Source organism: Konateibacter massiliensis, assembly GCF_900184995.1.
GTDB lineage: Bacteria > Bacillota > Clostridia > Lachnospirales > Lachnospiraceae > Lachnotalea > Lachnotalea massiliensis.
This window is the reverse complement of the sequence record NZ_LT860099.1, coordinates 1,489,691-1,516,207: the sequence shown is the minus strand read 5'-3', so window position 1 is coordinate 1,516,207 and position 26,517 is coordinate 1,489,691. Positions and strand designations below refer to the sequence as shown.

At 39.7% G+C, this 26,517-nt stretch carries 30 protein-coding genes; all 30 read left to right on the top strand.

The genetic code is table 11. The annotated features are described in order from the left end of the window. Window positions 1–5 precede the first annotated feature (5 nt). The 30 genes from fliG (at window position 6) to CTY48_RS12690 (ending at window position 26,497) form a co-directional block, all read left to right on the top strand. On the top strand, window positions 6–1,016 hold the full coding sequence (fliG, locus tag CTY48_RS12835; RefSeq protein ID WP_099468878.1) for a flagellar motor switch protein FliG: 1,011 nt from the start codon (window positions 6–8) through the stop codon (window positions 1,014–1,016). Then, window positions 1,009–1,812: a FliH/SctL family protein gene (locus CTY48_RS12830; RefSeq protein WP_099468877.1), complete on the top strand. Its 804-nt coding sequence runs from the start codon at window positions 1,009–1,011 to the stop codon at window positions 1,810–1,812. The genes fliG and CTY48_RS12830 overlap by 8 nt, the downstream gene beginning before the upstream one ends. A 13-nt stretch (window positions 1,813–1,825) precedes the next feature. Next, window positions 1,826–3,139 carry a flagellar protein export ATPase FliI gene (gene fliI, locus CTY48_RS12825; protein WP_099468876.1) on the top strand — a complete coding sequence of 438 codons (1,314 nt, stop codon included), beginning with the start codon at window positions 1,826–1,828 and terminating at the stop codon, window positions 3,137–3,139. An 11-nt stretch (window positions 3,140–3,150) separates the two neighbouring features. After that, the gene (gene fliJ / locus CTY48_RS12820) at window positions 3,151–3,594 is read left to right on the top strand and encodes a flagellar export protein FliJ (RefSeq protein WP_099468875.1); all 444 of its coding nucleotides are present in this window, start codon (window positions 3,151–3,153) and stop codon (window positions 3,592–3,594) included. 17 nt (window positions 3,595–3,611) lie between these two features. Continuing rightward, on the top strand, window positions 3,612–4,406 hold the full coding sequence (locus CTY48_RS12815; protein WP_236354920.1) for a MotE family protein: 795 nt from the start codon (window positions 3,612–3,614) through the stop codon (window positions 4,404–4,406). A gap of 52 nt (window positions 4,407–4,458) precedes the next feature. After that, the gene (locus CTY48_RS12810) at window positions 4,459–5,982 is read left to right on the top strand and encodes a flagellar hook-length control protein FliK (protein ID WP_099468873.1); all 1,524 of its coding nucleotides are present in this window, start codon (window positions 4,459–4,461) and stop codon (window positions 5,980–5,982) included. A 14-nt stretch (window positions 5,983–5,996) separates the two neighbouring features. Further along, complete coding sequence (locus CTY48_RS12805) at window positions 5,997–6,530, top strand: flagellar hook assembly protein FlgD (protein WP_099468872.1); 534 nt, start codon at window positions 5,997–5,999, stop codon at window positions 6,528–6,530. 25 nt (window positions 6,531–6,555) lie between these two features. Next, window positions 6,556–6,963 (top strand): TIGR02530 family flagellar biosynthesis protein, encoded by a 408-nt coding sequence (locus tag CTY48_RS12800; protein WP_180272724.1) that lies wholly within the window; start codon window positions 6,556–6,558, stop codon window positions 6,961–6,963. Between the two features lie 87 nt (window positions 6,964–7,050). Then, window positions 7,051–8,451 carry a flagellar hook protein FlgE gene (locus CTY48_RS12795; RefSeq protein ID WP_099468871.1) on the top strand — a complete coding sequence of 467 codons (1,401 nt, stop codon included), beginning with the start codon at window positions 7,051–7,053 and terminating at the stop codon, window positions 8,449–8,451. Window positions 8,452–8,615: 164 nt separating this feature from the next. After that, window positions 8,616–8,804: a flagellar FlbD family protein gene (locus tag CTY48_RS12790; RefSeq protein ID WP_099468870.1), complete on the top strand. Its 189-nt coding sequence runs from the start codon at window positions 8,616–8,618 to the stop codon at window positions 8,802–8,804. A gap of 139 nt (window positions 8,805–8,943) precedes the next feature. Continuing rightward, window positions 8,944–9,459: a flagellar basal body-associated FliL family protein gene (locus CTY48_RS12785; protein ID WP_099468869.1), complete on the top strand. Its 516-nt coding sequence runs from the start codon at window positions 8,944–8,946 to the stop codon at window positions 9,457–9,459. 40 nt (window positions 9,460–9,499) lie between these two features. Beyond that, on the top strand, window positions 9,500–10,480 hold the full coding sequence (fliM, locus tag CTY48_RS12780) for a flagellar motor switch protein FliM (RefSeq protein ID WP_099468868.1): 981 nt from the start codon (window positions 9,500–9,502) through the stop codon (window positions 10,478–10,480). A 4-nt stretch (window positions 10,481–10,484) separates the two neighbouring features. After that, entirely contained in the window at window positions 10,485–11,660 is a 1,176-nt protein-coding gene (fliY, locus tag CTY48_RS12775) for a flagellar motor switch phosphatase FliY (RefSeq protein ID WP_099468867.1), read from the top strand. Window positions 11,661–11,700: 40 nt separating this feature from the next. Further along, window positions 11,701–12,063 carry a response regulator gene (locus CTY48_RS12770; protein ID WP_099468866.1) on the top strand — a complete coding sequence of 121 codons (363 nt, stop codon included), beginning with the start codon at window positions 11,701–11,703 and terminating at the stop codon, window positions 12,061–12,063. 130 nt (window positions 12,064–12,193) lie between these two features. Next, the gene (locus CTY48_RS12765) at window positions 12,194–12,562 is read left to right on the top strand and encodes a flagellar biosynthetic protein FliO (RefSeq protein ID WP_099468865.1); all 369 of its coding nucleotides are present in this window, start codon (window positions 12,194–12,196) and stop codon (window positions 12,560–12,562) included. 13 nt (window positions 12,563–12,575) lie between these two features. Further along, the gene (gene fliP / locus CTY48_RS12760; protein WP_099468864.1) at window positions 12,576–13,424 is read left to right on the top strand and encodes a flagellar type III secretion system pore protein FliP; all 849 of its coding nucleotides are present in this window, start codon (window positions 12,576–12,578) and stop codon (window positions 13,422–13,424) included. A 20-nt stretch (window positions 13,425–13,444) separates the two neighbouring features. After that, window positions 13,445–13,717, top strand: a complete 273-nt coding sequence (gene fliQ, locus CTY48_RS12755; RefSeq protein ID WP_331463175.1) for a flagellar biosynthesis protein FliQ — start codon at window positions 13,445–13,447, stop codon at window positions 13,715–13,717. A 4-nt stretch (window positions 13,718–13,721) separates the two neighbouring features. After that, on the top strand, window positions 13,722–14,501 hold the full coding sequence (gene fliR, locus CTY48_RS12750; protein WP_099468863.1) for a flagellar biosynthetic protein FliR: 780 nt from the start codon (window positions 13,722–13,724) through the stop codon (window positions 14,499–14,501). Between the two features lies 1 nt (window position 14,502). Continuing rightward, window positions 14,503–15,609 (top strand): flagellar biosynthesis protein FlhB, encoded by a 1,107-nt coding sequence (gene flhB / locus CTY48_RS12745; RefSeq protein ID WP_099468862.1) that lies wholly within the window; start codon window positions 14,503–14,505, stop codon window positions 15,607–15,609. 40 nt (window positions 15,610–15,649) lie between these two features. Then, window positions 15,650–17,683, top strand: coding sequence for a flagellar biosynthesis protein FlhA (gene flhA / locus CTY48_RS12740; protein ID WP_099468861.1), 2,034 nt, complete (start codon window positions 15,650–15,652; stop codon window positions 17,681–17,683). Continuing rightward, window positions 17,683–18,897: a flagellar biosynthesis protein FlhF gene (gene flhF, locus CTY48_RS12735; protein WP_099468860.1), complete on the top strand. Its 1,215-nt coding sequence runs from the start codon at window positions 17,683–17,685 to the stop codon at window positions 18,895–18,897. The genes flhA and flhF overlap by 1 nt, the downstream gene beginning before the upstream one ends. Before the next feature lie 3 nt (window positions 18,898–18,900). Further along, the gene (locus CTY48_RS12730) at window positions 18,901–19,782 is read left to right on the top strand and encodes a MinD/ParA family protein (RefSeq protein ID WP_099468859.1); all 882 of its coding nucleotides are present in this window, start codon (window positions 18,901–18,903) and stop codon (window positions 19,780–19,782) included. Between the two features lie 11 nt (window positions 19,783–19,793). Next, window positions 19,794–20,522, top strand: coding sequence for a flagellar brake protein (locus tag CTY48_RS12725; protein ID WP_099468858.1), 729 nt, complete (start codon window positions 19,794–19,796; stop codon window positions 20,520–20,522). Window positions 20,523–20,527: 5 nt separating this feature from the next. Next, window positions 20,528–21,622, top strand: coding sequence for a protein-glutamate methylesterase/protein-glutamine glutaminase (locus CTY48_RS12720; RefSeq protein WP_099470154.1), 1,095 nt, complete (start codon window positions 20,528–20,530; stop codon window positions 21,620–21,622). A gap of 1 nt (window position 21,623) precedes the next feature. Beyond that, window positions 21,624–23,735 carry a chemotaxis protein CheA gene (locus tag CTY48_RS12715; protein WP_099468857.1) on the top strand — a complete coding sequence of 704 codons (2,112 nt, stop codon included), beginning with the start codon at window positions 21,624–21,626 and terminating at the stop codon, window positions 23,733–23,735. Window positions 23,736–23,739: 4 nt separating this feature from the next. After that, window positions 23,740–24,204 carry a chemotaxis protein CheW gene (locus tag CTY48_RS12710; RefSeq protein ID WP_456298590.1) on the top strand — a complete coding sequence of 155 codons (465 nt, stop codon included), beginning with the start codon at window positions 23,740–23,742 and terminating at the stop codon, window positions 24,202–24,204. Window positions 24,205–24,217: 13 nt separating this feature from the next. Further along, the gene (locus CTY48_RS12705) at window positions 24,218–24,832 is read left to right on the top strand and encodes a chemotaxis protein CheC (RefSeq protein ID WP_099468855.1); all 615 of its coding nucleotides are present in this window, start codon (window positions 24,218–24,220) and stop codon (window positions 24,830–24,832) included. Between the two features lie 19 nt (window positions 24,833–24,851). Then, window positions 24,852–25,337: a chemotaxis protein CheD gene (locus tag CTY48_RS12700; RefSeq protein ID WP_099468854.1), complete on the top strand. Its 486-nt coding sequence runs from the start codon at window positions 24,852–24,854 to the stop codon at window positions 25,335–25,337. Window positions 25,338–25,437: 100 nt separating this feature from the next. Beyond that, window positions 25,438–25,704 (top strand): hypothetical protein, encoded by a 267-nt coding sequence (locus CTY48_RS12695; protein WP_099468853.1) that lies wholly within the window; start codon window positions 25,438–25,440, stop codon window positions 25,702–25,704. A gap of 25 nt (window positions 25,705–25,729) precedes the next feature. Continuing rightward, window positions 25,730–26,497, top strand: coding sequence for a FliA/WhiG family RNA polymerase sigma factor (locus tag CTY48_RS12690; protein WP_099468852.1), 768 nt, complete (start codon window positions 25,730–25,732; stop codon window positions 26,495–26,497). Window positions 26,498–26,517: the final 20 nt, after the last annotated feature.

The window sequence follows — 26,517 nt, the reverse complement described above, 5'->3', positions numbered from 1 at the left end:
AAAGTATGGCTAAAACAGAAGAAATGAGTGGATTAGAGAAGGCAGCAATACTTTTGATTGCCCTTGGACCGGAAAAGTCCTCTGTTATATTTAAACACTTAAAAGAAGACGAGATAGAAGAATTAACCTTGGAGATCGCGAATACAAGAAGTGTTTCGCCTTCTCTCAAGGAGAAAGTGATAGATGAGTTTTACGAAGTGTGTCTGGCACAGCAGTATATCGCAGAAGGCGGTATCGGATATGCAAAAGAGCTGCTTGAAAAAGCCCTTGGTTCTGAAAAAGCAGTTGATGTTATCAGCAAGCTGACCGCTTCCTTGCAGGTTAGACCGTTCGAATTTGTTAAGAGGGCTGACGCATCTCAGCTGCTTAACTTTATACAGGATGAACATCCGCAGACAATCGCATTGATTTTATCCTATCTGTCCTCCGGCCAGGCGTCCGCAGTAATCGGTTCACTGGCACCGGATAAGCAGGCAGATGTTGCAAAGCGTATTGCGCAGATGGATCGTACTTCACCGGATGTAATTAAAGAGGTAGAGAGAGTGTTGGAGAGAAAATTAGCATCCTTAGTAAATCAGGATTACACAATTGTCGGTGGTGTGGATGCTATCGTAGAAATCTTGAATACGGTAGATAGAGGTACAGAAAAACATATTATGGAAACTCTTGAAATTGACGAGCCAGAATTGGCAGATGAAATCAGGAAGAAAATGTTCGTATTTGAAGATATTCTTTCTCTTGATGACAGGGCGATTCAGAGAGTGCTTCGAGATGTTGACAACAATGACCTTGCGGTTGCTCTTAAGGGCGCAAACGAAGAGGTTCAGACTGCAATCTTCAATAACTTGTCCAAGCGTCTGTCTGCAATGATAAAGGAAGACATGGAATTTATGGGACCTGTGCGTATGAAGGATGTTGAAGAGGCGCAGCAGAAGATTGTTAATATTATTAGAAAACTGGAAGATTCCGCAGAAATTGTTATTTCACGAGGCGGAGGTGACGAGATAGTTGTCTAATTTGTTTAAGTATAACACGGTTCAGTGTGATGAAGAAAAAAAGATAATCGACTACAATGAGCTTATTGCTGAGAAGCTGAGCAAGCTTCAAAATGTGACAAAGAATTCTGAACAAAGTGAAGATGGCTTAGACGGTGATGGTTTTAAGGTAGGACTTGCTGCAAGAGAAGTGGCGATTACGGAAGAAGCAGAAGAAATAATAGAAGAACCGGAGGTTACTCCGGAAGAAATATTAGAGGAAGCAAGAGCAAATGCAGAACAAATGCTTCAGGATGCAAGAAAGCAGGCGGAGGCAATAAAGCAGTCCGCATATCAGGAAGGAAGCAAAGCCGGGTATGATGAAGGATATGCACAGGCGCTTGTCGATGTGGAAGTCCAAAAGCAAGAACTGGAGGCTGCAAGGAAAAAACAATTCCAGGAATATCAGGAAGAGTTGAACAAAATGGAGCCGATGCTTGTAGATGCGATTACTACAGTAGTGCAAAATGTATTTAAGATTAAATTTGAAGATAATCGAAATATGATTGTTCATCTTCTTAAAATTGCACTGGGACAAATTCAGAGCAGTAAAGATTTTGTGATTAAGGTTTCGAAAAATGATTATCCCTTTGTTGTAAAATACAAGGAGGTTTTGGATAAGTCGGTTATTGGTGCTTCTTCCCTTAATATCATGGAGGACATCAGCTTATCTAAAAACCAATGTCTGGTAGAAACAGACGGCGGGGTATTTGATTGCAGTTTGGATGTTCAGCTTGATAACTTAATCAAGACGTTAAAGATATTATCACAGGAGTAAAAGGTGGCAATTGATGGCAGCAATTAATTTAAAAAAATACTACAACTTAACAGACGATACCTTTTATAAAAAGCTGGGGCGGGTAGTCAAGATTGTCGGGCTGACGATTGAGTCGGTAGGTCCGGATGCAAAGCTTAATGATTTGTGCAGAATCATTGCAGATGGTGACCAGAATAAGAGTATACTGGCTGAGGTTGTAGGGTTTAAGGATAAAAAAATATTGCTTATGCCTTTTGAAAATGTGGAAGGTATCGGACTTGGGTGTATGGTTGAAAATATCGGGCACCCGCTGTCTGTTCCGGTTGGAAAAGAGCTTCTGGGAAAAACACTTGACGGACTCGGAAGACCGGTTGACATGTCTGAAATTGTAACGGAGGCGACATATCCGGTTGAGGCGATGCCGCCGGACCCTATGGAACGTGAAATTATTGGAGAAGTGCTTCCTTTGGGTGTAAAAGCTGTAGATGGTTTGATTACCGTCGGAAAAGGACAAAGAATTGGTATTTTCGCAGGAAGCGGTGTTGGTAAGAGTACGCTGCTCGGCATGTTTGCGAGAAATACAAAGGCAGATATCAATGTCATTGCTCTGATAGGAGAGCGTGGGCGAGAGGTAAGGGAATTTATCGAGCGCGACTTGGGGGAAGAAGGACTAAAACGCTCCGTTGTTGTCGTTGCAACCTCGGATAAACCGGCATTGATCAGAAATAAAGCGGCAAAGACCGCTACCGCTATTGCAGAATATTTCAGAGATCAGGGAAAAGATGTGCTGCTCATGATGGACAGCCTAACCCGATTTTCTATGGCACAGAGAGAAATCGGACTTGCATCCGGCGAGCCCCCTGTTACAAGAGGGTATCCGCCGAGCGTATATGCAGAGATGCCAAAGCTTCTTGAAAGGGCAGGAAACTCTGATGTGGGCTCAATAACGGGATTGTATACGGTATTGGTGGATGGTGACGATTTTAATGAGCCGATTACCGATACTGCAAGAAGTATACTGGATGGACATATTATGCTGTCCAGAAAACTAGTACATAAAAACCACTATCCGGCAATCGATGTATTACAGAGTATTTCGCGTGTTATGTCCCAGATTGCGGACAAGGAGCACAAGATGGTTGCAGGTAAATTAAAAAATGTGCTGGCAACCTACAACGAGGCGGAAGACCTGATTAACATTGGCGCATATAAAAGTGGCTCGAACCGCAATATTGATTATGCAATCAGCAAGATTGACGAAGTAAACACGTTTCTGATGCAGGATGTAGAGACAAAATATGGCTTTGATGAAATTGTAGAAATGTTAGGTAATATCTTTGAGGAATAGCGGGTGCACATATGTCTAAATTTATATATAAAATGGAAAATATTCTTGAAATTAAATATAAATTAGAAAATCAGGCAAAGACCAATTATGCCAACGCAGCGGCAAAGCTGAATGAAGAAAAACAAAAGCTCAGAAGTCTTATTGCGAGGCAGGCGGCTTATGAGGATCAGATGAGAGGCTTGGTGAGTGCCAGGCTTGATGTCTTAGAGATTAAGATATGCAAAGCAGCCATTGAGAAAGCAAAAGAAGATGTGAAAAAGCAAATTCTTCAGGTGACGCTCGCAGAAAGAAACTTGGAACAGGCAAGAATAAAGCTTTATGAGGTTATGAATGACAGAAAAATCCATGAAAAGCTAAAAGAAAATGCCTTTGAAGATTTCAAGAAGGAAGTCAACCAGCAGGAAAGCAAGGAAATAGATGAATTAGTAAGCTATACATATGGTAAGGCTAGATAGATGGGTAGGTGTATAAAGTGGCAGAAAAAAAAGTAAAACTTAGCAGAAAAGAAAGAAAAGCGGCCAAGGAACAAGGGGTTTTAGAATTAGAAAAAGAAGAAACCGTAGGCGGCAAAATTGGAGCAGCAATCATCGTCGTGTTTATCATAGCCGTATGGCTTGGGATTTTTGCAGTTTTAATAAAATTGGATATCGGTGGATTCGGTTCTACGGTATTGTCTCCTCTTTTGAAGGATGTGCCGGTAATCAGTGCTGTTTTACCGGAGACAGAGACGCCGGATGCTGCAGCGGATGGAGATTATCCGTATGATACGCTGGCAGAGGCGGTAGAGCAGATTAAGAGTCTGGAGCAGCAATTAAGTACTGCACAGGAGCAGATAGCGGCAAATAACGAGACGGTTTCTGAATTAAATGCAGAAATTGATCGGTTGAAGGTGTTTGAAGACCAGCAGACCCAGTATCAGCAGTTGAAGGCACAGTTTGACGAGGATGTTGTGTTCAATGAAAATGCGCCGGATCCGTCTCAATATAAAGCATATTACGAAAGCATTTCTCCGGAAAATGCAGAGTTATTATACAAGCAGGTGGTACAGCAGACTTCTTATTCTGAAGAAGTTAAGGACTATGCAAAGACGTACAGCGAGATGAAACCGGCTCAGGCAGCGGGTATATTTGAGACAATGACAAATAATCTGGACTTAGTATCTGAAATACTAAGCAATATGAGCGCTGACGCAAGAGGCAGTATTCTCGGTGCGATGGATCCCGCTATAGCGGCGAAGATCACGAAAATCATGGCACCTAAAGAATAAATAACGAAAGGCCTTGGCCTGAGTTAAAAATACGAAAGAAAGGAGGAGGAAAATGAAGACATCTTTTATGGACACGACGGGTTTGGTGAGCACTGTTTCAAATAGTCTTAGTATCAAAACAGAGAGTTCAAGCCAGCCACAGACTAATTTTAGTGACATCATTGACAATCTGACAGATACGGGGCAAAAAAACACGGTCGATTCTTTAGAGCAGACAAAGAGTGGGCAGGCAGCTTCGAAAAAAGATGTAAATACCGATTGGAAAGAAAAACTTGAGTCTGCAAGCGATGGTGTGGACCATACGGAGACGGATGAAACGCAGGTTACTTCGGTAAAGGATGAGAGCCTTGTGGGAGAAAAACTTGACTCAGAGAGCAAATTAGATGAAGCTTCCGAAAAGATCAAAAACATTCTTTTGGATACACTTCAGATTTCTGAGGAAGATTTGGAACTTGCAATGCAGAGTTTAGGTTTGAACTTCTTGGATTGCTTAGACCAGACTAATCTGGCAAAGCTTTTGACAGCCATATCCGGAAGTGCAGATATTTCAACACTAATCACAAGTGAAGGACTGTATCAGCAGTTTAATGACAGCTTGGCACTGATAGGCGGTGTGAAGGAAAGTATTCTTGCTGATTTGGGCATTACGGACGAAGAGCTTAATGCGCTGCTTGTTCAGGCAAAAGAGGCAAAATCAAATGCAGCCGTAGTGCAGACGCAAGTAGGACAGGTGACGGAAGAGACAACAGTTGTTACAGATAAGACAGCAAAGCCGCTGGAAAACGCTTTAACGAATTTAGGTGTGAAGAGCGATGAGATTGTTGTAAAACAGGAAAAAACTGACCAAAATGTAACATCTGCCGCTTCAAATGAAGCAGGAAATGCGAAGGCGGCGACAACGACAGCTCAAACACAAAATAACGGCAACAATAGTGAAGCACAGACCGAGGAGCAAAAAGCGGTTATAGCAGCAGAACCTAAAAAGCCGGAAGCCCAAGATGACGGAGTGGAGAATTATCAGAAATATGTTTTTGATAAGGCTCAGCCGGAAGCCACGCAGAGCAATGTAAGTGAAGCGGCTCTGGCAGATGCAAAGGCGGGAGCAACTGCTAAGGTAGATACCGAAAGCCTCATGAAACAGATACAAAACCAGATAAAGCTATCCACAAGCCTTGATACAACCAGATTGGAATTTCAATTAAATCCGGAGCATCTTGGCAAGCTTACCATTCAGCTCGCATCAAAAGAGGGTATTGTAACAGCTCATATTACAGCGCAGAATCAAGCGGTTAAAGAAGCTCTGGAAAGCCAGATTGTTCAACTTAGAGAAAATATGAACAATCAGGGAATTAAGGTAAGTGAGGTTGAGGTTACAGTAAAGAGCCATGAATTCGAGAGAAATCTGGAAGAAGGCAATCAGAACCAAAACAAGGAACCTTATGAGCAGGAACAAAAGAATACCAGAAGACAGTTCAATTACAATGAACCTGAATCACTGGAGGATTTAACAGCCGATGAGGCATTAATTGCTGAAATGATGATTGGAAATGGAAATTCAATCAATTACTCAGCGTAACAGGAGGTGAAATTATGGCATTAGTACAACAGGTATCAGATGGACAATTAGTAGAAAGTGCATCTAGTGTATCAAGTACATCGACAACGTCAACAAGCAATTCCACTTTGGATAAGCAGGCGTTCTTACAGCTTTTGGTAGCACAGATGAAGTATCAGGATCCGTTGGAGCCGACATCCAATACAGAGTATATTGCACAGTTAGCGACTTTTTCACAGTTGGAGGCAACACAGAACCTTGAGAGTACATTTAATAAGAATCAGGCATCAGCGTTAGTTGGAAAACCGGTTATCATGGCTCCGACATCAAGCTCAACAGGAGATACTTATTATATCGCAGGATATGTTGACGCAGTTGTAATAGAAAACGGAAAGCCTTATTTGTATATCAATGGCGCTTACTATTCTTTGGATGACTTAAATACAGTGCTCGACGATGATTACTATAAGGAATACATCAATGGTATTTCGGATTCAACTGATACGACAACAGACACAACAACTGATACAACGACAGACTCAACCGATACAACAACTACAGAAGAATAAGGTGTGAGTCAAAATGGAGGTAATTATGAAGCTGAATAATACTCAATTCACTTCCATTGAGCAGGTTACAGGGAAGTACCTGAACAAAAATGTTGTTAACAGGACTGACGAAGCAGGCCAGGCACAATCCTTCCAAGAGATATTAAAGCAAAAACAGACTGATAAGTCGGAAGCAGCTTCTGAGCTCAAATTCTCAAAGCATGCAAACGAAAGACTGGCATCGAGAAATATCGATATATCGGAAGAACAGATGACAAGGCTGCTAAGTGGAACCAAACAGGCCAATGAGAAGGGAATCAACGAATCACTTGTACTGGTTGATAACCTCGCATTTATTGTTAATGTGAAGAACAATACAGTAATCACGGCGATGGATCAAAGCGATTCTGCAGAAAATGTTTATACCAATATTGATGGGGCAGTAATTATGTAAGCCGGACCCGTATGGAGGCTTAATGTCTTTGAATGACAGATAAGACATGCTGTTTCAGACAAAAAATACTTAGGAGGTCATTTAATTATGATGAGATCACTTTACTCTGGTGTAGCAGGACTTAAAACACACCAGACCAAGATGGACGTAATAGGTAATAATATTGCGAACGTTAATACAGTAGCTTATAAGGCACAGACAGTAACTTTTCAGGATGTTATGTATCAGACAACCCAGTCGGCTTCAGGACCAAACGCAACAACAGGCGTAGGTGGTACAAACGCAAAGCAGATTGGTCTTGGTGTTACAACAGGTGCAATAAGCACTTCAATCACAACAGCAGGTGCTACACAGACAACAAACAACCCGTTTGATATTAAGATTACAGGCGATAGCTTCTTTATCGTAAATGACGGAACACAGAACTACTTTACAAAAGCAGGTAACTTTACAGTTGATGCTTCCGGTAACTTAGTAATGTCTACAACAGGTTACAATGTTATGGGTTGGCAGGTAAGTGCTGCAACCGGAGATATTGTTAAAGGAACTGTTTCTCCATTAAAAGTAATGGCAACCGATAACTTAACTTCAAGCCCGGAGGCTACTTCAAAGGCACAACTTAGCGGTATTATTGATACAGATAACACTGATTTAAATTCCGCTAACGGTTCTGTAATGAACTTATCTTTCTATGATTCAGTGGGATACAAATACACTGCAAATTTCTCGTTGCATAATGCAGAAAGCCTAACATTGGATGATGGTACTGTACTGGGTGAAAATGTGTTCTATCTGGCACTTGATTCGATTGCAGACTCAACAAGTACGGACGTGACAACATCTTCAGGAGCGACATTCGGCAGTACAATCACGCTTGATGATGGCACAACTATAAATAATGCAATTTTAGTTGAGTATGATTTGGCAACTGGTAAATTGAAGTCTGTTGATGGTTCTACTACAGCAACAGCAACAGATCTTTCGTTTACAGGAACCACTGATGCAGTAAAATTCTCTACTATTTCTATTGACTTATCAAGCAGTAAGGTAGCAGGAAACAGCGGTGTTATGACAGCGGCTATGACACCGGGTGATGCCGACGCAGACGGAAAAGGAAGACTTCTTGGAAAAATGACAGGTATCTCAATTGATAAGTATGGTAAGATTTACGGAACATACAGCAACGGTGACAACAAACTGTTAGGGCAGATTGCAGTTGCACAGTTCTCAAATCCGTCCGGTCTTGCAAAGGAAGGTGAGAACCTTTACTCTTCTACATTGAACTCCGGTGATTTCGATGGCATCGGTGTTGATGTATCCGGTGACGGCGGCAGTATGGCGACAGGCGTACTTGAAATGTCAAACGTAGACCTTTCTAATGAATTTACAGAAATGATAACAACACAGAGAGGTTTCCAGGCAAACTCAAGAATTATAACAGTATCAGATACTCTGATTGAAGAGTTGGTTAATCTGAAGAGAAGCTAATTGATGTAAACTTATTTTCCAAAATGCTCTTAAGCGCGATAGGAATATTAAGGGCATTTTGGAAATATTTAATTTTGTTATATTATTTAGAAGTAAAGAGCACTTCTGACGTGGAATAGCAGAGGCAGGATAAATTTCAAAACTCAGGGAGGGGAACAGTAAATATGATAGAGGTTACGAAACTCAATGATATAAAAATTTTAATCAATGCGGATTTGATTGAAACGGTGGAAGAAACCCCTGATACCGTGATTACGTTTACGACATCAAAAAAGATTGTTGTAAAAGAAAGTAGACAAGAGATTAAAAATTTAGTAATATCATATAAAAAGGAGATTTTTGCAGGAATATAATAGGTTTCGTGATTTTTTACAGAGAAAGATGCAACGTTTTGTCGTATCTGGATGATTTTGAAAATTAATTTCTCAAAGAAATTTAATTAATATTAGAAAAAGAGAGAGTTTATAGAATGACTAATAAAGGAGCAGAGTAATGAAGAAAAACATTTTTAGTATTGTGATTTTAGCATTGGTAATTGTGAATTTGGTATTAACTGCTATTATGATGTTTAGTGTGGTTCCATCTGCAAACAAGACAAACACTTTGATAACACAGGTAAGTACAGCACTTAATCTGGAACTGCAGGCAAAGAAAGCACAAGCGGGCGGGGAGATTATTCCGATTGAACAGATTGAAACATACGATATTGCAGACACAATAACCGTGAATTTAAAGAAGGATACAGATGGAGGGGATCATTTTGCAGTCTTTTCTATCACTTTGTCTATGAATAGTAAGAGTGATGAGTATGCAGAGTACGGCGAGTCAGTAGCTGCAAAGGAGAGTTTGATTAAGAGCAAGATTATTGATGTAGTTTCCAGTTATACAATGGAGCAAATACAGACAGACAGAGCAGGTGTGTTGGATAGCATCGAACAGCGGTTAAACGAAATGTTTGATGCAGATCTTTTCATAGATGTAGCATTCAGAGATATTGTATTACAATAAGAATGATACAATAAATAGAGCAATCTAGGAGGTGAGTAAAATGGGAGAAGTATTGTCCCAAAGCGAGATTGATAATTTGCTCAATGCTTTGAATTCTGGTGAAATAGATGTTGAGGAAATGAATGGTCCCGAGGAAAAGCAGGTAAGAAATTATGACTTTGCCAGACCGTCAAAATTCTCAAAGGAACACCTGAGAACGTTGGAAATTATATTTGAACATTATGGTAGATTGCTTTCAACTAATTTGCCGGGATATTTGAGAAAAAATATACAAGTGGAAGTTATGAATTCGGAAGCGGTTACCTATTCTGAATTTACCAACGCATTATCCAATCCGGTTATTCTTGGAGTTGTTAATTTTGCTCCGTTGACGGGGAATATTATTTTGGAGCTGGCGTCTAACTTAGGCTATGCGATTGTAGACCGTATGCTCGGAGGATATGGACGACCGCTTGAGAAGAATAGAGACTATTCAGAGATTGAGTTGTCAGTAATAGAAAGAATTATGGTAATCTGTACGAATTTGCTCAGAGAGCCGTGGCAGAATGTAGTGGCAATTGAGCCAAGACTGGAAAGAATTGAGACGAATTCACAGTTTGCACAGGTTATTTCGCCGAGTGAGATGATAGCGATTGTTACACTGAACATCCGTATCGGTGATATAGAAGGTCTAATGAATATATGTTTGCCGTTCATCACGTTGGAAGATGTTATGGATAAGTTGAATACAAAATATTGGTACTCAACAATGCAAAGAGATGATGAGGAAAGCTATGAAGAAGCAATTCAAAGCTTAATTGGTCGGGCTAACATACCAGTTCGCACTGTTCTTGGAACAAGTTCAATAGCAGTAAACGATTTTGTCAATCTGCAAATTGGTGATATAATAAAATTAGATTCAAAAGTTGATCAAGAGTTAGATGTATTTGTAGGGAATATTAAAAAATTTACTGCCCTGCCCGGTTCATCTGGAGATGCCTACGCGGTAAGAGTTACATCAATAATAAGAGAGGAGCAGTGAAGTAATGGACGGAATGTTATCACAGGAAGAAATTAATGCATTGTTAAATGGTACAGCAGAAGAGATAAGCAGTGAAAGCAGTTCTGCGGAATTACTTACAGATGCTGAGAAGGACGCTGTAGGTGAAATTGCAAACATCAGTATGGGGACTGCGGCAACAACCTTATTTTCACTTGTAAATACCAAAGTTACCATCACAACGCCGGTTGTTACATATGCAACATGGGACGATATAGCGAAGGATTATGACAGGCCTTGTGTTTTTATACAAATTTCTTATAAGGACGGATTGGATGGAAAAAATATTCTAATTCTAAAAGAGAGAGATGTAAAAGTTATCACAGACCTTATGATGGGCGGTGATGGTACTAATGTAGAGGGAGAGCTTGGGGAGCTTCATGTCAGTGCAATTTGTGAAGCGATGAACCAGATGATGGGATCATCAGCAACATCCTTATCCTCTATGTTGAATAAGGTGGTAGATATCAGCCCGCCTGTGGCGACAGTAGTAGATTTGAATGAAACTGTCAATGAGGAGGAGATAGCGTCATTTTTATCAGGAACTTTCATTAAAGTTGCTTTTAAAATGGAAATTGAGGGGTTAGTGGATAGCAGCATCATGCAGTTATATCCAGTTGAGTTTGCGAAAGAATTGTATGAAAAGTTTATCGGTTCAAACGGTGGAATGGAAGTACAAAAGCAGCCGGTAGAAGAAGCACCACAGCCGGCACCGCAGCAAATACAACAACAGCAGCCGATGGAGCAGCAGATGTATTCACAGCCGCAGCAGATGATGAACATGGAGGGAATGTCAATGCAGCAACCGTATATGCAGCAGCCTTATATGCAGGCGCAGCCTTACGCGCCACAGCCATATATGCAGCCTGCCCAAAATATCCAACCTGCACAGTTCCAGCCGTTTACAAACACAGGTTTTGTAAGTGGAAGCGAGAACATTGGTCTTATCATGGATGTGCCGTTACAGGTGACCGTAGAGTTGGGACGTACAAGCAAATCAATCCAGGAAATATTGGAATTTTCACCGGGAACTATTATTGAATTAAATAAAATTGCAGGTGAACCAATTGATGTATTGGTAAATGGCAAGTATGTAGCAAAAGGTGAAGTTGTAGTAATTGAAGAGAGTTTTGGTGTGAGAATAACCGAAATTGTTAAATAAAACAAATCAATAATATCGAAGAAAAATAGGAGTTGAAAACATGGCTAAAAATATTTTAATTTGCGATGATGCAGCATTTATGAGAATGATGATAAAGGACATTTTAACTAAAAATGGTTATAATGTAATTGGTGAGGCTGAAAATGGAGCAAAAGCGGTGGAAAAATACAATGAAACAAAACCGGACTTGGTATTGATGGATATTACAATGCCGGAGATGGACGGAATTCAGGCATTAAAGAAAATTGTAGCAGGAGATCCGAAGGCACTTGTTATTATGTGTTCAGCAATGGGACAGCAGGCTATGGTCATTGAATCAATTCAGTCAGGAGCAAAAGATTTTATTGTTAAGCCTTTCCAGGCAGATCGTGTATTAGAGGCTGTGAAAAAGGTAGTAGGTTAACAAAGAATATAGGAATGATTAGATAATAGAAAGTGAGCGTAGCGAGCTTTCTATTATTGTAAGTGATTAATTTTGTGGCTGTTTAGCACTTTTACAGTTACACGCTTAATTTATTCTCTTGGAGGACATTATGTATATAGCAGTTTCGCAAGGCTCCGGTTTGGAGAGTATATGGCAGCTCTTTACAGTTGCGGTTATCTTTGTTATTGTGTTGGGTCTGTCCTATTACACAACGAAATGGATATCTCAAATACAGAAGACGAGGACTTATAACAAAAACATAGAGGTGATTGAAACCTTTAAGGTTACAACGAACAAATATATTCAGATTATCAGAACCGGAGAAAAATATTTGGTGATTGCTATAGGTAAGGACAGTATTACGATGCTGACCGAGATAGAGGAAGAGCAGCTTGATTTAATGGGGCAAGGGGATGCTCCGAAAGAGAGCTTTAACGAAATATTAAACAAAATAAAAGAGTTAAAACACAAGAAGTAGGCGGGTTGGGCAAATGACATTAAAAAGAAGAGTAAAGAGAAATAGATATAAACTGTTAGGTATATTTTTGGGAATTTTATTAATGGTTAGTTTTGCGCCAAACACTGCTTATGCAACAGGAACAACAACAGAAGGGCTCACGGAGGGGACGGGAGGTTCCAATCCGGACACCTTGAGTCCAAGCAATACAGTAGGTGGATTGAGCATCAATTATAATACGGACGGAGAAGGCGGACTTTCGGCAAGCATTAAAATATTACTGTTTTTGACGATTATTTCGCTGGCACCTTCTATTTTGATTATGCTTACGTCTTTTACCAGAATTATTATTGTACTCCATTTTACAAGAGCTGCGCTCGCTACACAGACAGCACCTCCTAATCAGGTGTTGGTGGGACTGGCATTGTTCTTAACCTTGTTTATTATGGGGCCGATTTTTACGCAAATCAATGATACGGCAATTAAGCCGTTAGATGCAGGCGAGATTACGCAGGAGCAGGCATTGGAGATAGGGCTTGAACCTTTGCGGGAGTTTATGTTTGAGCAGACCCAGACAAGGGATATCCAATTATTTTTGGATATTGCTCAGGTTAACACAACGATAGAAAGTCAGAATGATGTTCCGATTACTGTTTTGATACCTAGTTTTATTATAAGCGAGTTGCGTTCTGCTTTTATTATGGGATTTTTAATTTATATCCCGTTTATTATCATTGATATGGTAGTTGCATCTACCTTGATGTCGATGGGTATGATGATGCTGCCGCCGACTACAATTTCCATGCCGTTTAAACTATTGCTGTTTATCTTAGCGGACGGTTGGAATCTGATTATCGGCAATTTGGTCAAGACATTTTATTGATATAAAGGAGCGAAAGGAATTTGATTACTTCAGAAATTGTTATAGATATAGCAAAAGACACAGTATATACAATTATTATTTCGTCGGCTCCCTTGCTGCTTGTATCCTTGATTGTCGGGCTGGTTATCAGTATTGTTCAGACGGCTACATCCATTCAAGAGCAGACCTTGACCTTTGTTCCTAAGATTATTTGTATTTTTCTTGCGATAATGGTTTTCGGAGGCTGGATTTTAAATAATATTGTAGAATTTATGATCCGCCTTTGGTCTAATTTCAGCATATACGTAGGTTAGCGTTATGGTTGATATACAGTTTACGCAGGGGGAATTAGAACAGTTAATGCTGGTATTTGTTCGAATTAGTGCATTTATTTTTATAGCACCTTATTTTTCGATCAGCAATGTACCTAGAAGAGTGAGAGCGGGACTGGCATTTTTTATAACCTTAGTTGTCTATCCGGTATTACCGCGGGGGGCATTGGCATATTCCACGGTGATAGAGTATGGAGCGATTGTTCTCAGAGAGGGGATAGCAGGACTTTTGTTAGGACTGTCTGCCAGTATTTGTTATTCTATTATTGCTTTTGCCGGAAGAATGATTGACATGGACATCGGTTTTTCGATGGTAAGTGTGCTTGACCCTATCAGTAAGGAAGAAACATCCATCAGTGGTAGCTTTTATAACTATATATTTATGCTTGTTATGGTATGCTCCGATATGCCGCATTATCTGCTTAGAGCAGTTGTAGATGCATATCAACTGGTTCCTTTGGGAAATGTTCAGTTTAATATGGACCGTCTATATGACAGCTTTCTTGCGTACATGGCAGATTATCTAATTATAGGATTTCGGATTGTATTGCCGATATTTGCGGTTATTTTGGTAACAAATGTCGTTCTTGGTGTATTGGCAAAGGTTGCACCGCAGATGAATATGTTTGTAATTGGTATTCAATTAAAAATCATGATGGGACTGATTACGATTTTTCTTACAATAGGAATGTTTAATAATGTGGCAAATTACATTTTTACGGAAATGAAAAAAATGATAGTGTCCATGATACAAGGAATGTATTAGTATGATAAAATATAATCTTCAGTATTTTGCAAAAGATGGACCCGGCGGGGAAAAAACGGAACCGGCTACTGCGAAGAAGCTGGAAGATGCCAGAAAAGAAGGGCAGGTTGCAAAGAGTAATGAAATAAACAGTGCACTTATGCTGTTTGGATTTTTTATTATTCTTAAAATATGGATAGGAACTTTGGGAACTAAGTTTCTGGAGTCTTTTTCCGCTATCTATAATCTGATACCTGAAATGGTTCTGAATAAGGATCAAATGATGGAAACAAGGATGTATACCCGTATTGTGAATGAGACAATGTTTATTATGCTTCAGATGGTGGCACCCATATTTCTTGTGGGATTTATGATTAGTCTGATAGCGGACTTGGCTCAGGTAAAATGGAAGCCGACTATGAAACCCCTGCAACCGAAGTTAAATAAATTTAGTCCCATCAATGGATTAAAAAAGATTGTTTCGACAAGGGCTATCTTTGAACTTTTCAAAAGTGTATTTAAAATAGGGATTATTGCTTATGTTGCATATTCCACCTTGAAATCAGAGCAGGAAATCATTTTCCGGTTATATGATATACCGCTTAAGCTGGCCTTGACATATATCGGAGAAATTATAATAGATTTGGGTATAAAACTGAGTGCAGTCTATATGATTGTAGGCTTGGCAGATTACATTTATCAAAAATATAAATTTACGACTGACATGAAAATGACCAAGCAGGAAATTAAAGATGAATATAAAAATGCGGAAGGTAATCCGGAGATAAAAGGAAAGATAAGAAGCAAAATGCAGGAAGCTTCCAGAAGAAGAATGATGCAGTCTCTCTCTACCGCAGATGTTGTTATCACAAACCCTACCCACTTTGCGGTGGCGGTGAAATATGATGCTGAAAACGCAAGTGCACCGATTGTCGTTGCGAAGGGCGAGGACTATTTGGCGCAGAAAATCAGGGAAAACGCAAAAGAATATCATATTGAAATTGTAGAAAATAAGCCGTTGGCGAGAATGTTATACTATAATGTAGATGTGGGTGAGCAGATACCGCCTGAGTTGTATCAGGCAGTGGCTGAAGTTTTAGCGTATGTTTATAGTTTAAAACATAGTTAAATTTGTATATAATAGGAATAACATGTAGAGGAGGTAAAACATGAAGAAGACAGATATAGGCGTAGGAGCATTTTTATTAGCAGCAATTGTGTTTTTGATTATTCCCATGCCTGCTTTCTTACTTGATATCATGTTAGCATGTAATATAGCAATAACCTTAACCATTTTATTTAATGCTCTTTTTACAAAAGAGGTATTAAATATGTCATCTTTTCCAACGATATTGTTATTTACGACAATTTTTAGAATATCTTTGAACGTTTCTACGACAAAGCTTATCCTTTCATCAGGTGATCCGGGTAATGTTGTTCAGACCTTCGGAGAATTTGTTGGTGGCGGAGATTTGATTATCGGTGCAATTGTATTTGTTATTTTAATACTTGTGCAGTTTATTGTAATTAATAAGGGTTCTGAAAGAGTTGCGGAAGTAACCGCAAGATTTACGCTCGATGCTATGCCGGGTAAGCAGATGGCGATTGACGCCGATTTGAATACAGGCGCTATAAATGATAAACAGGCAGTAGAAAGAAGAGAAAAGATACAGCAGGAATCTGCTTTCTTTGGAGCCATGGATGGTGCGACAAAGTACGTAAAAGGAGATGCGATAGCAGGTCTTATTATTGTTGTGATAAATATCGTAGGTGGTCTTGCCATGGGTATGCTAAGACAGGGTATGGATCTCAACGAGGCGTTAAATAAATATATTATATTGACAATCGGTGATGGTCTTGTAAGTCAGATACCATCCATTATGATATCGCTGTCAACCGGTATTCTGGTTACAAAAACCTCGAAAGAGGCAGACTTTGGCGATGTGCTTGTAAAGCAGTTGTTTTCGATACCGAAGGTGCTTTATATGGTTGGAGCTACGTTACTGTTACTTGGTGTAGCAACCCCGCTGAATATTTTGGTGTTCGGACTTCTCGGACTTGTATTTATCCTTACGGGTGCGGCGATGTCCAGACAGATTGGTGTTGAAGCGATTGAGGAAGAAGTGGATGCAGGAGAATCGGTTGCGGATGAAATCAGAAGACCTGAAAATGTGGTATCTCTTCTCCATGTAGATCCGATTGAATTGGAATTTGGCTACGGTATCATCCCACTTGCCGATGTAAACCAGGGCGGTGATTTGCTAGACCGTGTTGTTATGATACGACGCCAAATTGCACTTGAATTAGGTACGGTTGTTCCGATTATTCGTTTAAGAGATAATATTCAGTTAAATCCGAATCAATATATCATTAAGATAAAAGGTGTTCAGGTAAGTGAGGGTGAAATACTGTTTGACCATTATATGGCGATGAATCCGGGCTATGTAGAGGAGGAGATTACAGGTATTCCTACCTTCGAGCCATCCTTCCATCTTCCGGCAATCTGGATTACAGAGAGCCAGAGAGAGCGCGCGGAAAGTATGGGTTATACCGTAGTAGATCCGCCGTCTATCATTGCAACACACTTAACGGAGATTATTCGAAACCATATTGATGAGCTTCTCACAAGACAGGATGTTCAGAATCTTATCAACAATGTGAAAGAGAACAATTCAACACTTATTGAGGAGCTTATACCAAAGCAGCTTGGCATCGGAGAAGTGCAGAAGGTTTTACAGAACCTGTTAAAAGAAGGCATCTCAATCCGAGACCTACTTACCATATGTGAAACGCTGGCGGACTACTCATCAACGACGAGAGATCCGGATATTTTGACTGAGTATGCGCGCCAAAGTCTAAAGAGAGCAATCTCTGCGAAGTATTTTGAACAGGGAGAAGCGACGCAGGTTATCACACTGGATCCAAAGGTGGAGCAGGATATCATGGGATCGGTAAAGCAGACCGAACAGGGAGCTTTTCTGACATTGGAGCCGGAAAAAACAAAGACGATTATTGCTTCTGTGGAAGCGGAAATGAATAAGTTACAAAATCTTGGAAAAAGCGCAATTATTATTACATCACCTATCGTGAGAATGTATTTTAAGAAGCTTACACAAGATTATTTTAAAGATTTGGTTGTAGTATCCTACAATGAAATTGAATCAAATATTGAATTACAGTCAGTAGGGATGGTGACAGTATAGTGATAATTAAAAAATATCAAGGTGCAACTGAGATGGAAGCTGTCTTACAGGCGAAGGAAGAGCTTGGGAACGATGCGGTTGTATTAAATGTGAAGACAATGAAGCAAAGAGGAGTTTTCAAGCTCTTCAAGCCTACAACCGTGGAAGTTACCGTGGCATTGGAAGAGGGGAAAAAAGAAGAGAAAAAGCCGGAAAAACCGGCGGCTTCTCCGGCCTCAACCAAAAGCAGTTTTGATATCCTTGTCGAGGAGGAGTTGGACATGATGGAGCCGGTAAAGAAAGACCCCCCTGTAAAAAGCAAAAGGGAAGATACTTCAGCGATTGAAAAAAGACTCTCTGATTTACAACTTCTTTTAGAAAAGCAGATTGAGACAAAGCCAGCGGAGAAAGAAAAGCCGAAGGAGCCGGAAGAAAAGAGTGAGACGGCAGTATTTTCACAGCTGATTTATAAAACGCTGCTTGATATGGAGGTAGACGAAAAGTATATTAATCAATTCATAGGTGAAATTGAATTGATTAAAAATAAAGATCTGACAATCGACCATGTGCTCGCAAATATTTACCAGCGCATGATTTTAAAACTTGGTCAGGCAAAGCTTATCAGCGAGGCAAAAAAGAAGCCAAAGGTAGTGTTTTTTATCGGACCTACCGGAGTGGGAAAGACGACTACACTGGCAAAGATAGCATCAAAATTTCATGTGGAAGGCAATAAGAAGATTGCAATGCTCACGGCGGATACCTATCGTATTGCTGCGGCAGAACAGCTTAGGACTTATGCCAATATTTTAGGAGTTCCCTTTGACATCATATATTCATCTGATGAACTGGAAGCTTCTTTCGAGCGTTATAAAGACTATGATTTTATTTTGGTTGATACGGCAGGACATTCTCATAAGAATAAAGAGCAGACCGATGATATCAAGCAGTTGGTTGATTGCCTTGGTGATGAGGTAGAGAAAGAGATTTATCTTGTAATCAGTGCGGCAACAAAGTATAAAGATTTGATTAAAATTGTTGACACTTACAACAATATGGTAGATTATAGTATTATATTTACTAAATTGGATGAAACAACAAGTTTAGGAAATATTTTGAATATTAAGATGTATTCAGGAAAAGAACTGGCTTATGTGACATCTGGACAGAATGTACCGGATGATATTGAAATATTTGATGCGCAGAGCCTGGTGAAGCAATTGCTGGGAGGTCAGTAAAATATGGACCAAGCCCAGCAGCTAAGAAATATTATTAAATTGTCGAGTCAGAGAATGGACCAGTCAGCAAGAGTTATAACCGTAACGAGTGGGAAGGGCGGTGTAGGAAAAAGTAATTCTTCTGTTAATCTGGCGGTTCAGTTGAGGCGGCTTGGTAAGCGGGTTATTATATTTGATGCAGATTTTGGATTGGCCAATGTTGAAGTTATGTTTGGCAGTATTCCAAAATATAATTTGGAGGATTTGATTTTCAAAGGGAAAAACATAAAGGAAATTATTACACTGGGACCTGAGGACGTTGGATTTGTATCGGGAGGGTCGGGAATAAGCAAGCTTGCTAATTTAAATCGAAGGCAGATTGATATGCTGGTTCATAACCTGGCAGAGCTTGATGGACTTGCAGACTATATTATTATCGATACAGGAGCAGGTATTTCTGATGCGGTATTGGAGTTTATTTTGGTGAGCAGGGAGGTATTTCTTGTTATTACACCGGAACCTACATCCATGACAGATGCCTACGCTCTGCTAAAGGTTTTAAATAATAATCCTAGATTTCATCCTGACGAAACGAAAATTAAGGTATTGTCAAATAGGGCTAGTTCCTATCAAGAAGGAATAACTAGTTATAGCAAGTTAAATGCAGTAGTGAAAAAATTTTTAAACCTGAACATAAGTCTGCTTGGCGTTGTGCCGCAGGATGAAAATGTTCAAAAGGCAATTATTAAGCAGAAACCGGTTTCATTGTTGCATCCAAATTCGAAGGCTTCCAAGGCATATGAGGAACTTGCGAGATTGATGGTGAATGATATTATGGAACCAAAAAGCAAAAAAGGAATTGCCGGTATGTTTAATGAACTACTTAAATCCAGATTATCCAGATAGGAGTGGTTGTTATGTCAGATATAATTAGTATCGGAAATAAAGTTGAATTGAGAATTGTAAAAAACAGACAGATTACGGATACGACAGAAAAAGAATATAGAACCTACAAAAGTAAAATAATTGATGAAATTGATGAAAAAACAATTAAGTTGGCAATGCCGATTGAAGGCGGAAACCTTGTGCTGCTTCCGACAGAAGTGTCTTTGGAAATATTTTTCTACACAGAGAATGGACTTTATCAGTCTAAGGGTAAGGTTGTTGAGAGAAAAAAGGAAGGCAATCTCTTTACTGTTATATTTGAGTTGAGCCAGCCGATACTAAAAAATCAAAGAAGAGAATTTTATCGCCTGAATTGCATCATTGATATGAAATATGCAAAGATAAATGAAACGGAATGCCAGATTGAAGACCCACAAATTATGGAAGAACTGCGGGGACAAAAACTAGAATGGCAGGAAGGCTTTATCGTGGATATCAGCGGCGGAGGGATAAGGTTTACCGGAGGCGAAAGGTTTGAAGAGGGATCCTATGCCATTATTACATTTACAATTATAGTAAAACACATAATGAAACAGTTTTCGACTACGGTAAAAGTCATTTCTTCGGATAAAATATTGAATCGAAGCGGACAATATGAAAATAGAGCAAAATATATCAGCATGAGAACCGACGAAAAAGAAGAAATTGTGCGATATATTTTTGAAGAAGAGCGAAAAGTACGAAAAAATAGAAAGAGTTGATGAATATGCAAAAAAATATTTTAGTAGTTGATGACTCTGCACTCATGAGAAGGATTATATGTGATATAATAGGTTTAAATAATAATTTTAAAGTTACAGACACTGCAAAAAATGGTGCAGAGGCTTTTGAATTGTTGTTGGACAAAAAATATGATGTGGTTGTATGTGACATTAATATGCCTAAAATGACAGGGTTAGAGTTGCTTGAGCAGTTGCAGAGGTACAAAATCAGGACAAAGATTATCATGGTGAGTACCTTGGCAAAAGAAGGTGCAAAAGAGACAATTCTTGCTTTGGAGCTGGGTGCTTTTGATTTCGTAACAAAGCCGGAAAACTTTATTGAAGCAAAAGGGAATGACTTTAAAGACCGACTGATGTCTGCAATTGAGGTAGCTGCAAATGTGATGCCAGAGAGGAAGACGGAAGATACGCTAGGGACGCTGTTTTCTCAGAAGATGAGTGAACAGTCGGTCAAAGAAGGAAAGCGGGAAATAAAACGCATTCCAAAGCCTAAGACAGCGACCAATAAAGTGGTTGCCCTGGCATGCTCAACAGGCGGACCAAAGTCTTTACAGTACGTCATACCGGCACTGCCTGCCGATTTAGATGCCGCCGTATTGCTTGTGCAGCATATGCCTGCGGGCTTTACAAATTCACTGGCACAACGCCTTGATGAGATGAGTCGAATCAGAGTAAAAGAAGCTGCCGAGGGTGATATCATTGAAAAAGGCTGGGTATATATTGCACCCGGTGGATTTCATATGAAGGCGATAAGGGACGGCGTAAATCATAAGATAAAGCTTACAAAAGAAGAACCGATTGGCGGATTAAGACCGTGTGCGAATTTGATGTATGAATCGCTGGCGGAATCCTCTTATGATGAAGTGGTATGTGTTGTTTTGACGGGCATGGGAGCTGATGGTACAAGCGGTATCAAAATGTTAAGCAACAGTAAACCGGTCTATGTAATTGCACAAGATGAAAAGACATGCGTGGTATATGGAATGCCTAAGACCATTGCTGAAACCGGATTGGTGGATGAAGTCGTTCCTCTCAACCAGGTTTCGCAGACCATAACGAAGAATGTAGGAGTACGATAATATGGATGTTAGTCAATATTTAGAGATTTTTATCGATGAAACAAAAGAGCATTTGCAAAGCTTAAATGAGCAGTTATTGATTCTGGAAAAAGAACCGGACAATGAAGATGTGATTAATGAAATATTCAGAGCGGCACATTCCTTGAAGGGAATGGCAGGAACAATGGGTTACAAGAGAATGCAGAGACTGACCCATGATATGGAGAATATATTCTCTGAAATCCGCAACGGCAAAATGAGAGTAAGCGCAGGATTGGTTGATGTGTTGTTCCAGTGCTTGGATGCTTTGGAAGGCTATCTTGAGACCATTCAGCAGACAGCGGGAGAAGGAACAAACGATAACGAGCCGATTATCACAAAGCTGAATGCGATTTTAAGTGTAGAGACCGGAGCAGCCGCTGAGGCAGCACCGATTGAAAACAAACAAGCTGTATCAGAGCCTTCGGCTGCGCAGACGTCTTCCAAATTTATAGCACATTATAAGGATATCAAACTGGAACCACAGGAACAGCATGCAATCAGTGAAGCTTTTGAAGAAGGCTTACATGTGTATGGTATGACGGTGTATATTCAGGAAACCTGTATATTGAAAGCGGCCAGAGCGTTTCTTGTGTTTAAGGGCGTTGAGGATGTAGGTGAGACAATCAAATCCATCCCAAGTGTTCAGGATATTGAAGATGAAAGATTTGACTTCCATTTTAGTATGTATATTATTTCCAAAGAGTCTTATCAGACCGTAGAGGCTGTTATAAAAAATGTATCTGAAATTGATACAGTAATTGGTGAAGAATTTACCTATGAAAGCATATTAGGTATGGATAAAGATGATGATGAGAATCAGGACGAGCACACAGAGGAAACTGAAAAGTCTTCCGGAAATGTATCTGCTCCTAAAGAGGCACCAAAGGCTCAGTCAGCTGGTAAGGCAAACGGCAATTCGTCAACACAGAAGCCTGTGGTAAACCGTACAGTGCGAGTGGACATTGAGAAGCTGGATGTTTTGATGAATCTGGTGAGTGAGCTGATTATTGCGAAAAACGGATTGGTATCTGTAAGCTCCAGTGAAGCGGGCGAGAGTTCTCAAGGCTTCCATGAGCAGATTGAATATCTGGAGAGAGTAACGACAAATCTCCATGAATCAGTTATGAAAACACGAATGGTGCCGATTGAGAGCGTGGTAAATCGTTTCCCTCGTATGATTCGTGATTTAAATAAAAAACTAAATAAGAAAATGGAACTGTATATGTCAGGTGAGGATACAGAACTTGACAGAACAGTAATCGATGAAATCGGTGATCCTCTTATGCATTTGCTTCGTAACTCTGCAGACCACGGTCTTGAGTCAGCGGAAGTGAGAAAAGAGAGAGGAAAGCCGGCAGTTGGCTCGATTTTCTTGGATGCATATCAGGAAGGAAATAACGTAATCATCGAAGTTAGAGATGACGGTAACGGTATTGATGTTTCTGCTGTCAGAAGAAAAGCTTTGGATAGAGGAACAATCACACCGGAGCAGGCAGAGTCCATGAATGATAAAGATATCATCGACTTACTATTCCTGCCAAGCTTCTCAACAGCGAAGGTTATCTCAGACGTATCGGGACGAGGCGTTGGGCTTGACGTTGTAAAATCCAAGATTGAAGCTCTTGGCGGAGATGTTGAGGTAAAGAGTAAGCTCGGAGAAGGAAGTACATGGACAATCAGACTTCCGTTGACGCTTGCCATTATTCAGGCACTTATGGTTGAACTTGGAGATGAGAAGTATGCGATAGCACTCGGAAGCATACAGACAATCGAAGATATTTCAATTCATGACATAAAATATGTTGAAGCAAAAGAAGTGATACATATTCGAGAGACAGTTATACCGCTTATCCGTTTGGATCAGGTACTTGGAATCGAGAAGAATGAAGAAGAGCCGGAAAACTTAACGGTAGTTATCGTGAAGAAGGGCGATAGACTGGCTGGTCTTGTGGTTGATAACCTGATGGGACAGCAGGAAATCGTTATTAAGTCGCTGGGCAAATATATCAACATTGATAAAGTAATCAGCGGAGCAACGATACTTGGTGACGGCGAAATCGCATTGATTCTTGATGTGAATACATTAGTATAAGGAGGTGCCGACAGTGGAAGAAAATAAAGTAGAATTTAGTTCAACTCAATATATTGTTGTAAAAATCGGAAACGAGCAATACGGAATTGATATCAGTTATGTTGACAATATTGTTCGTATGCAGAAAATTATCAGAGTGCCAAAGGCACAGCATTATTTTAAAGGTGTTATCAACTTAAGAGGTGTCATTGTACCGGTTATGAGCATAAGATTAAAAATGCAGCTGGAGGACGACCAGTTCAGTAATAGCAGCCGTATTATTATTTTAAAAATGGAACAGGCATTAATCGGTATTATCGTAGACGAAGTAAGAGAAGTAGTAACTCTGGAAAATGCTGAGATTGAGAAGATGGCATATGATTCCAAGGACGAGAGAATTTCTTATATCAATGGTATTGGCAAGCATGACGGCGAATTAATTTCTCTGTTGGATATCAATGGTGTAATCTCAGAAAAAGAATTAGTGTAGGGTGGTAAACATAATGTCAAAAATTAATTTGGATGAAATAGATTCGGTTCATTATGATGTATTAAAAGAATTGGGTAATATAGGCGCGGGCAATGCAACAACAGCATTGTCCCAGCTGCTTAATATGAAGCTTGATATGAAGGTTCCAAAGGTTGATTTGGTAGGCTTTGATAAACTGGCTCCGTCTATTTGTGATGAAGAAGAACTTGTAGTCGGCATTTATTTGATGCTGGAAGGAGATATTGAAGGCAGTATGATGTTTATGGTGGAGAAAACCGCTGCAACCTGTCTTGTAAATCAGTTAATGGGAAGACCTGTGAATGAAGAACGGGAATTTGATGATATGGATTTGTCGGCATTACAGGAAATCGGAAACATCATTACAGGTGCTTATCTGTCTTCCTTATCGACATTGACAAGTCTGACAATTGCGGCATCAATACCTTATATGAGCATTGATATGGCGGCTGCAATATTGAGTGTTCCGGCAATTGAATTTGGAAAGCTTGGAGACAAGGCACTGCTAATTGAAACGCAGTTTGGGGATGAAGTTCTGATTAACGGATATTTCATATTAATCCCTGAATTAGCATCATACGATAAAATTCTCGCTTCATTAGGATTATAGTACGGGTGGTAATATACATATGGATGAAATGATTAAAGTGGGTATGGCTGACTTAAAGGTATGCCCATATCCCAATGCAATTACAACGTTGGGATTGGGCTCCTGCGTGGGAATAGCACTCTATGATCCGACCAGTAAAATCGGCGGATTGGCGCATGTTATGCTGCCTGACAGTACACAAATCAGAAACAATTCTAACCGGGCAAAATTTGCTGATACGGGAATTGCGGATTTAATTGATTTGATGACGAAGTCGGGGGCTAGCAAGAACAGAATGGTTGCTAAAATAGCAGGGGGAGCCCAAATGTTTGCTTTTAACGGTCAGTCAGATATGGTTCGTATCGGTGCAAGAAATGTAGAGGCATCGAAACTGAAACTGAAGGAATTGGGAATTCGTCTATTGGCAGAAGATACGGGACTAAATTATGGACGAACCGTAGAATTTTATACAGAAACGGGAGAGTTTGTTATTAAGTCGGTTGGAAAAGAGAGAAAAGTGATATAAAGGATACTATTTGAAGGAACTGAATATAAAATGTAGAAAGATAGAATGTCATTGATAAATGATGATTCTATTTTTCCGTATTTTATGAAAAGGTGGTAAAATGAAGAGGATAAAATTATTACCAATCATTATTATGTTAACTGCGGGTCTGATTACCTGTGTTATTTCTTTTGTAAAGGGATTTGATAATATATATGCGCTGACGGCACTTTTAATTGTGCTGGTTTCTTTTTATATAATCGGATTGATTGCGCGTACTGTTATTATAAAAATTTGTTTCCCGAAACCAAAAGAGGAAGAAGGCGAAGAAACGGCAACGGAAGAAGCTGATGGGGAAAAGGAAGAGCAGCCGGAGCAAGATATATAGAGAATAGTGACTGGGAGGCGTATAAATGGACGAAGCAGGGAAATTAAAGCTATGGGAGAGTTATGCAAAGGACAAGGCGCCGGAAATTAGAGAAAAGATAATAATTGAATACGCTCCGCTTGTTAAAATAGTGGCAGGAAGATTGAGCATGTACCTGGGTCATTGTGTGGAATATGATGATTTGGTGGGGTATGGAATATTTGGTTTGATTGATGCGATTGATAAATTTGATTCTGCTAAAATGGTCAAATTTGAGACATATGCCAGTCTTCGCATCAGAGGAGCAATTTTGGACCAAATAAGAAAGATGGATTGGATACCGCGTACCGTCAGACAAAAGCAGAAAAAAATTGAAATGGCGATGCAGGAGATTGAGCAGCGGACAAACAGAGAAGCGACGGATGAGGAAATTGCCGCGGTCATCGGAATAAGTGGGGACGAATTAGATGACTGGAGAAATAAAACAAAAGTTACAAACATGGTTTCTCTGGATGAATTTTTGGAACAGGGAAGTGAAACTTCCTTTGAAAATAAAGATAGAACTAGCTTTGAGATGCCGGAAAAAACGGTTGAAAATGATGAAGTAAAGCAAATGCTGAAAGAAGCACTGGAGGAATTGACGGAAAAGGAAAAGAAAGTTGTTTTGTTGTATTATTATGAAGAGCTGACATTAAAGGAAATCAGCAGAATATTGGAAGTGTCAGAATCAAGGATATCACAGTTGCATACGAAAGCAATACAGAAGATGAAAGTGAAATTGGGGAAATATTTTGAGATACTAACAGATATTTAGTACATTAAAAGGGAGAAGTA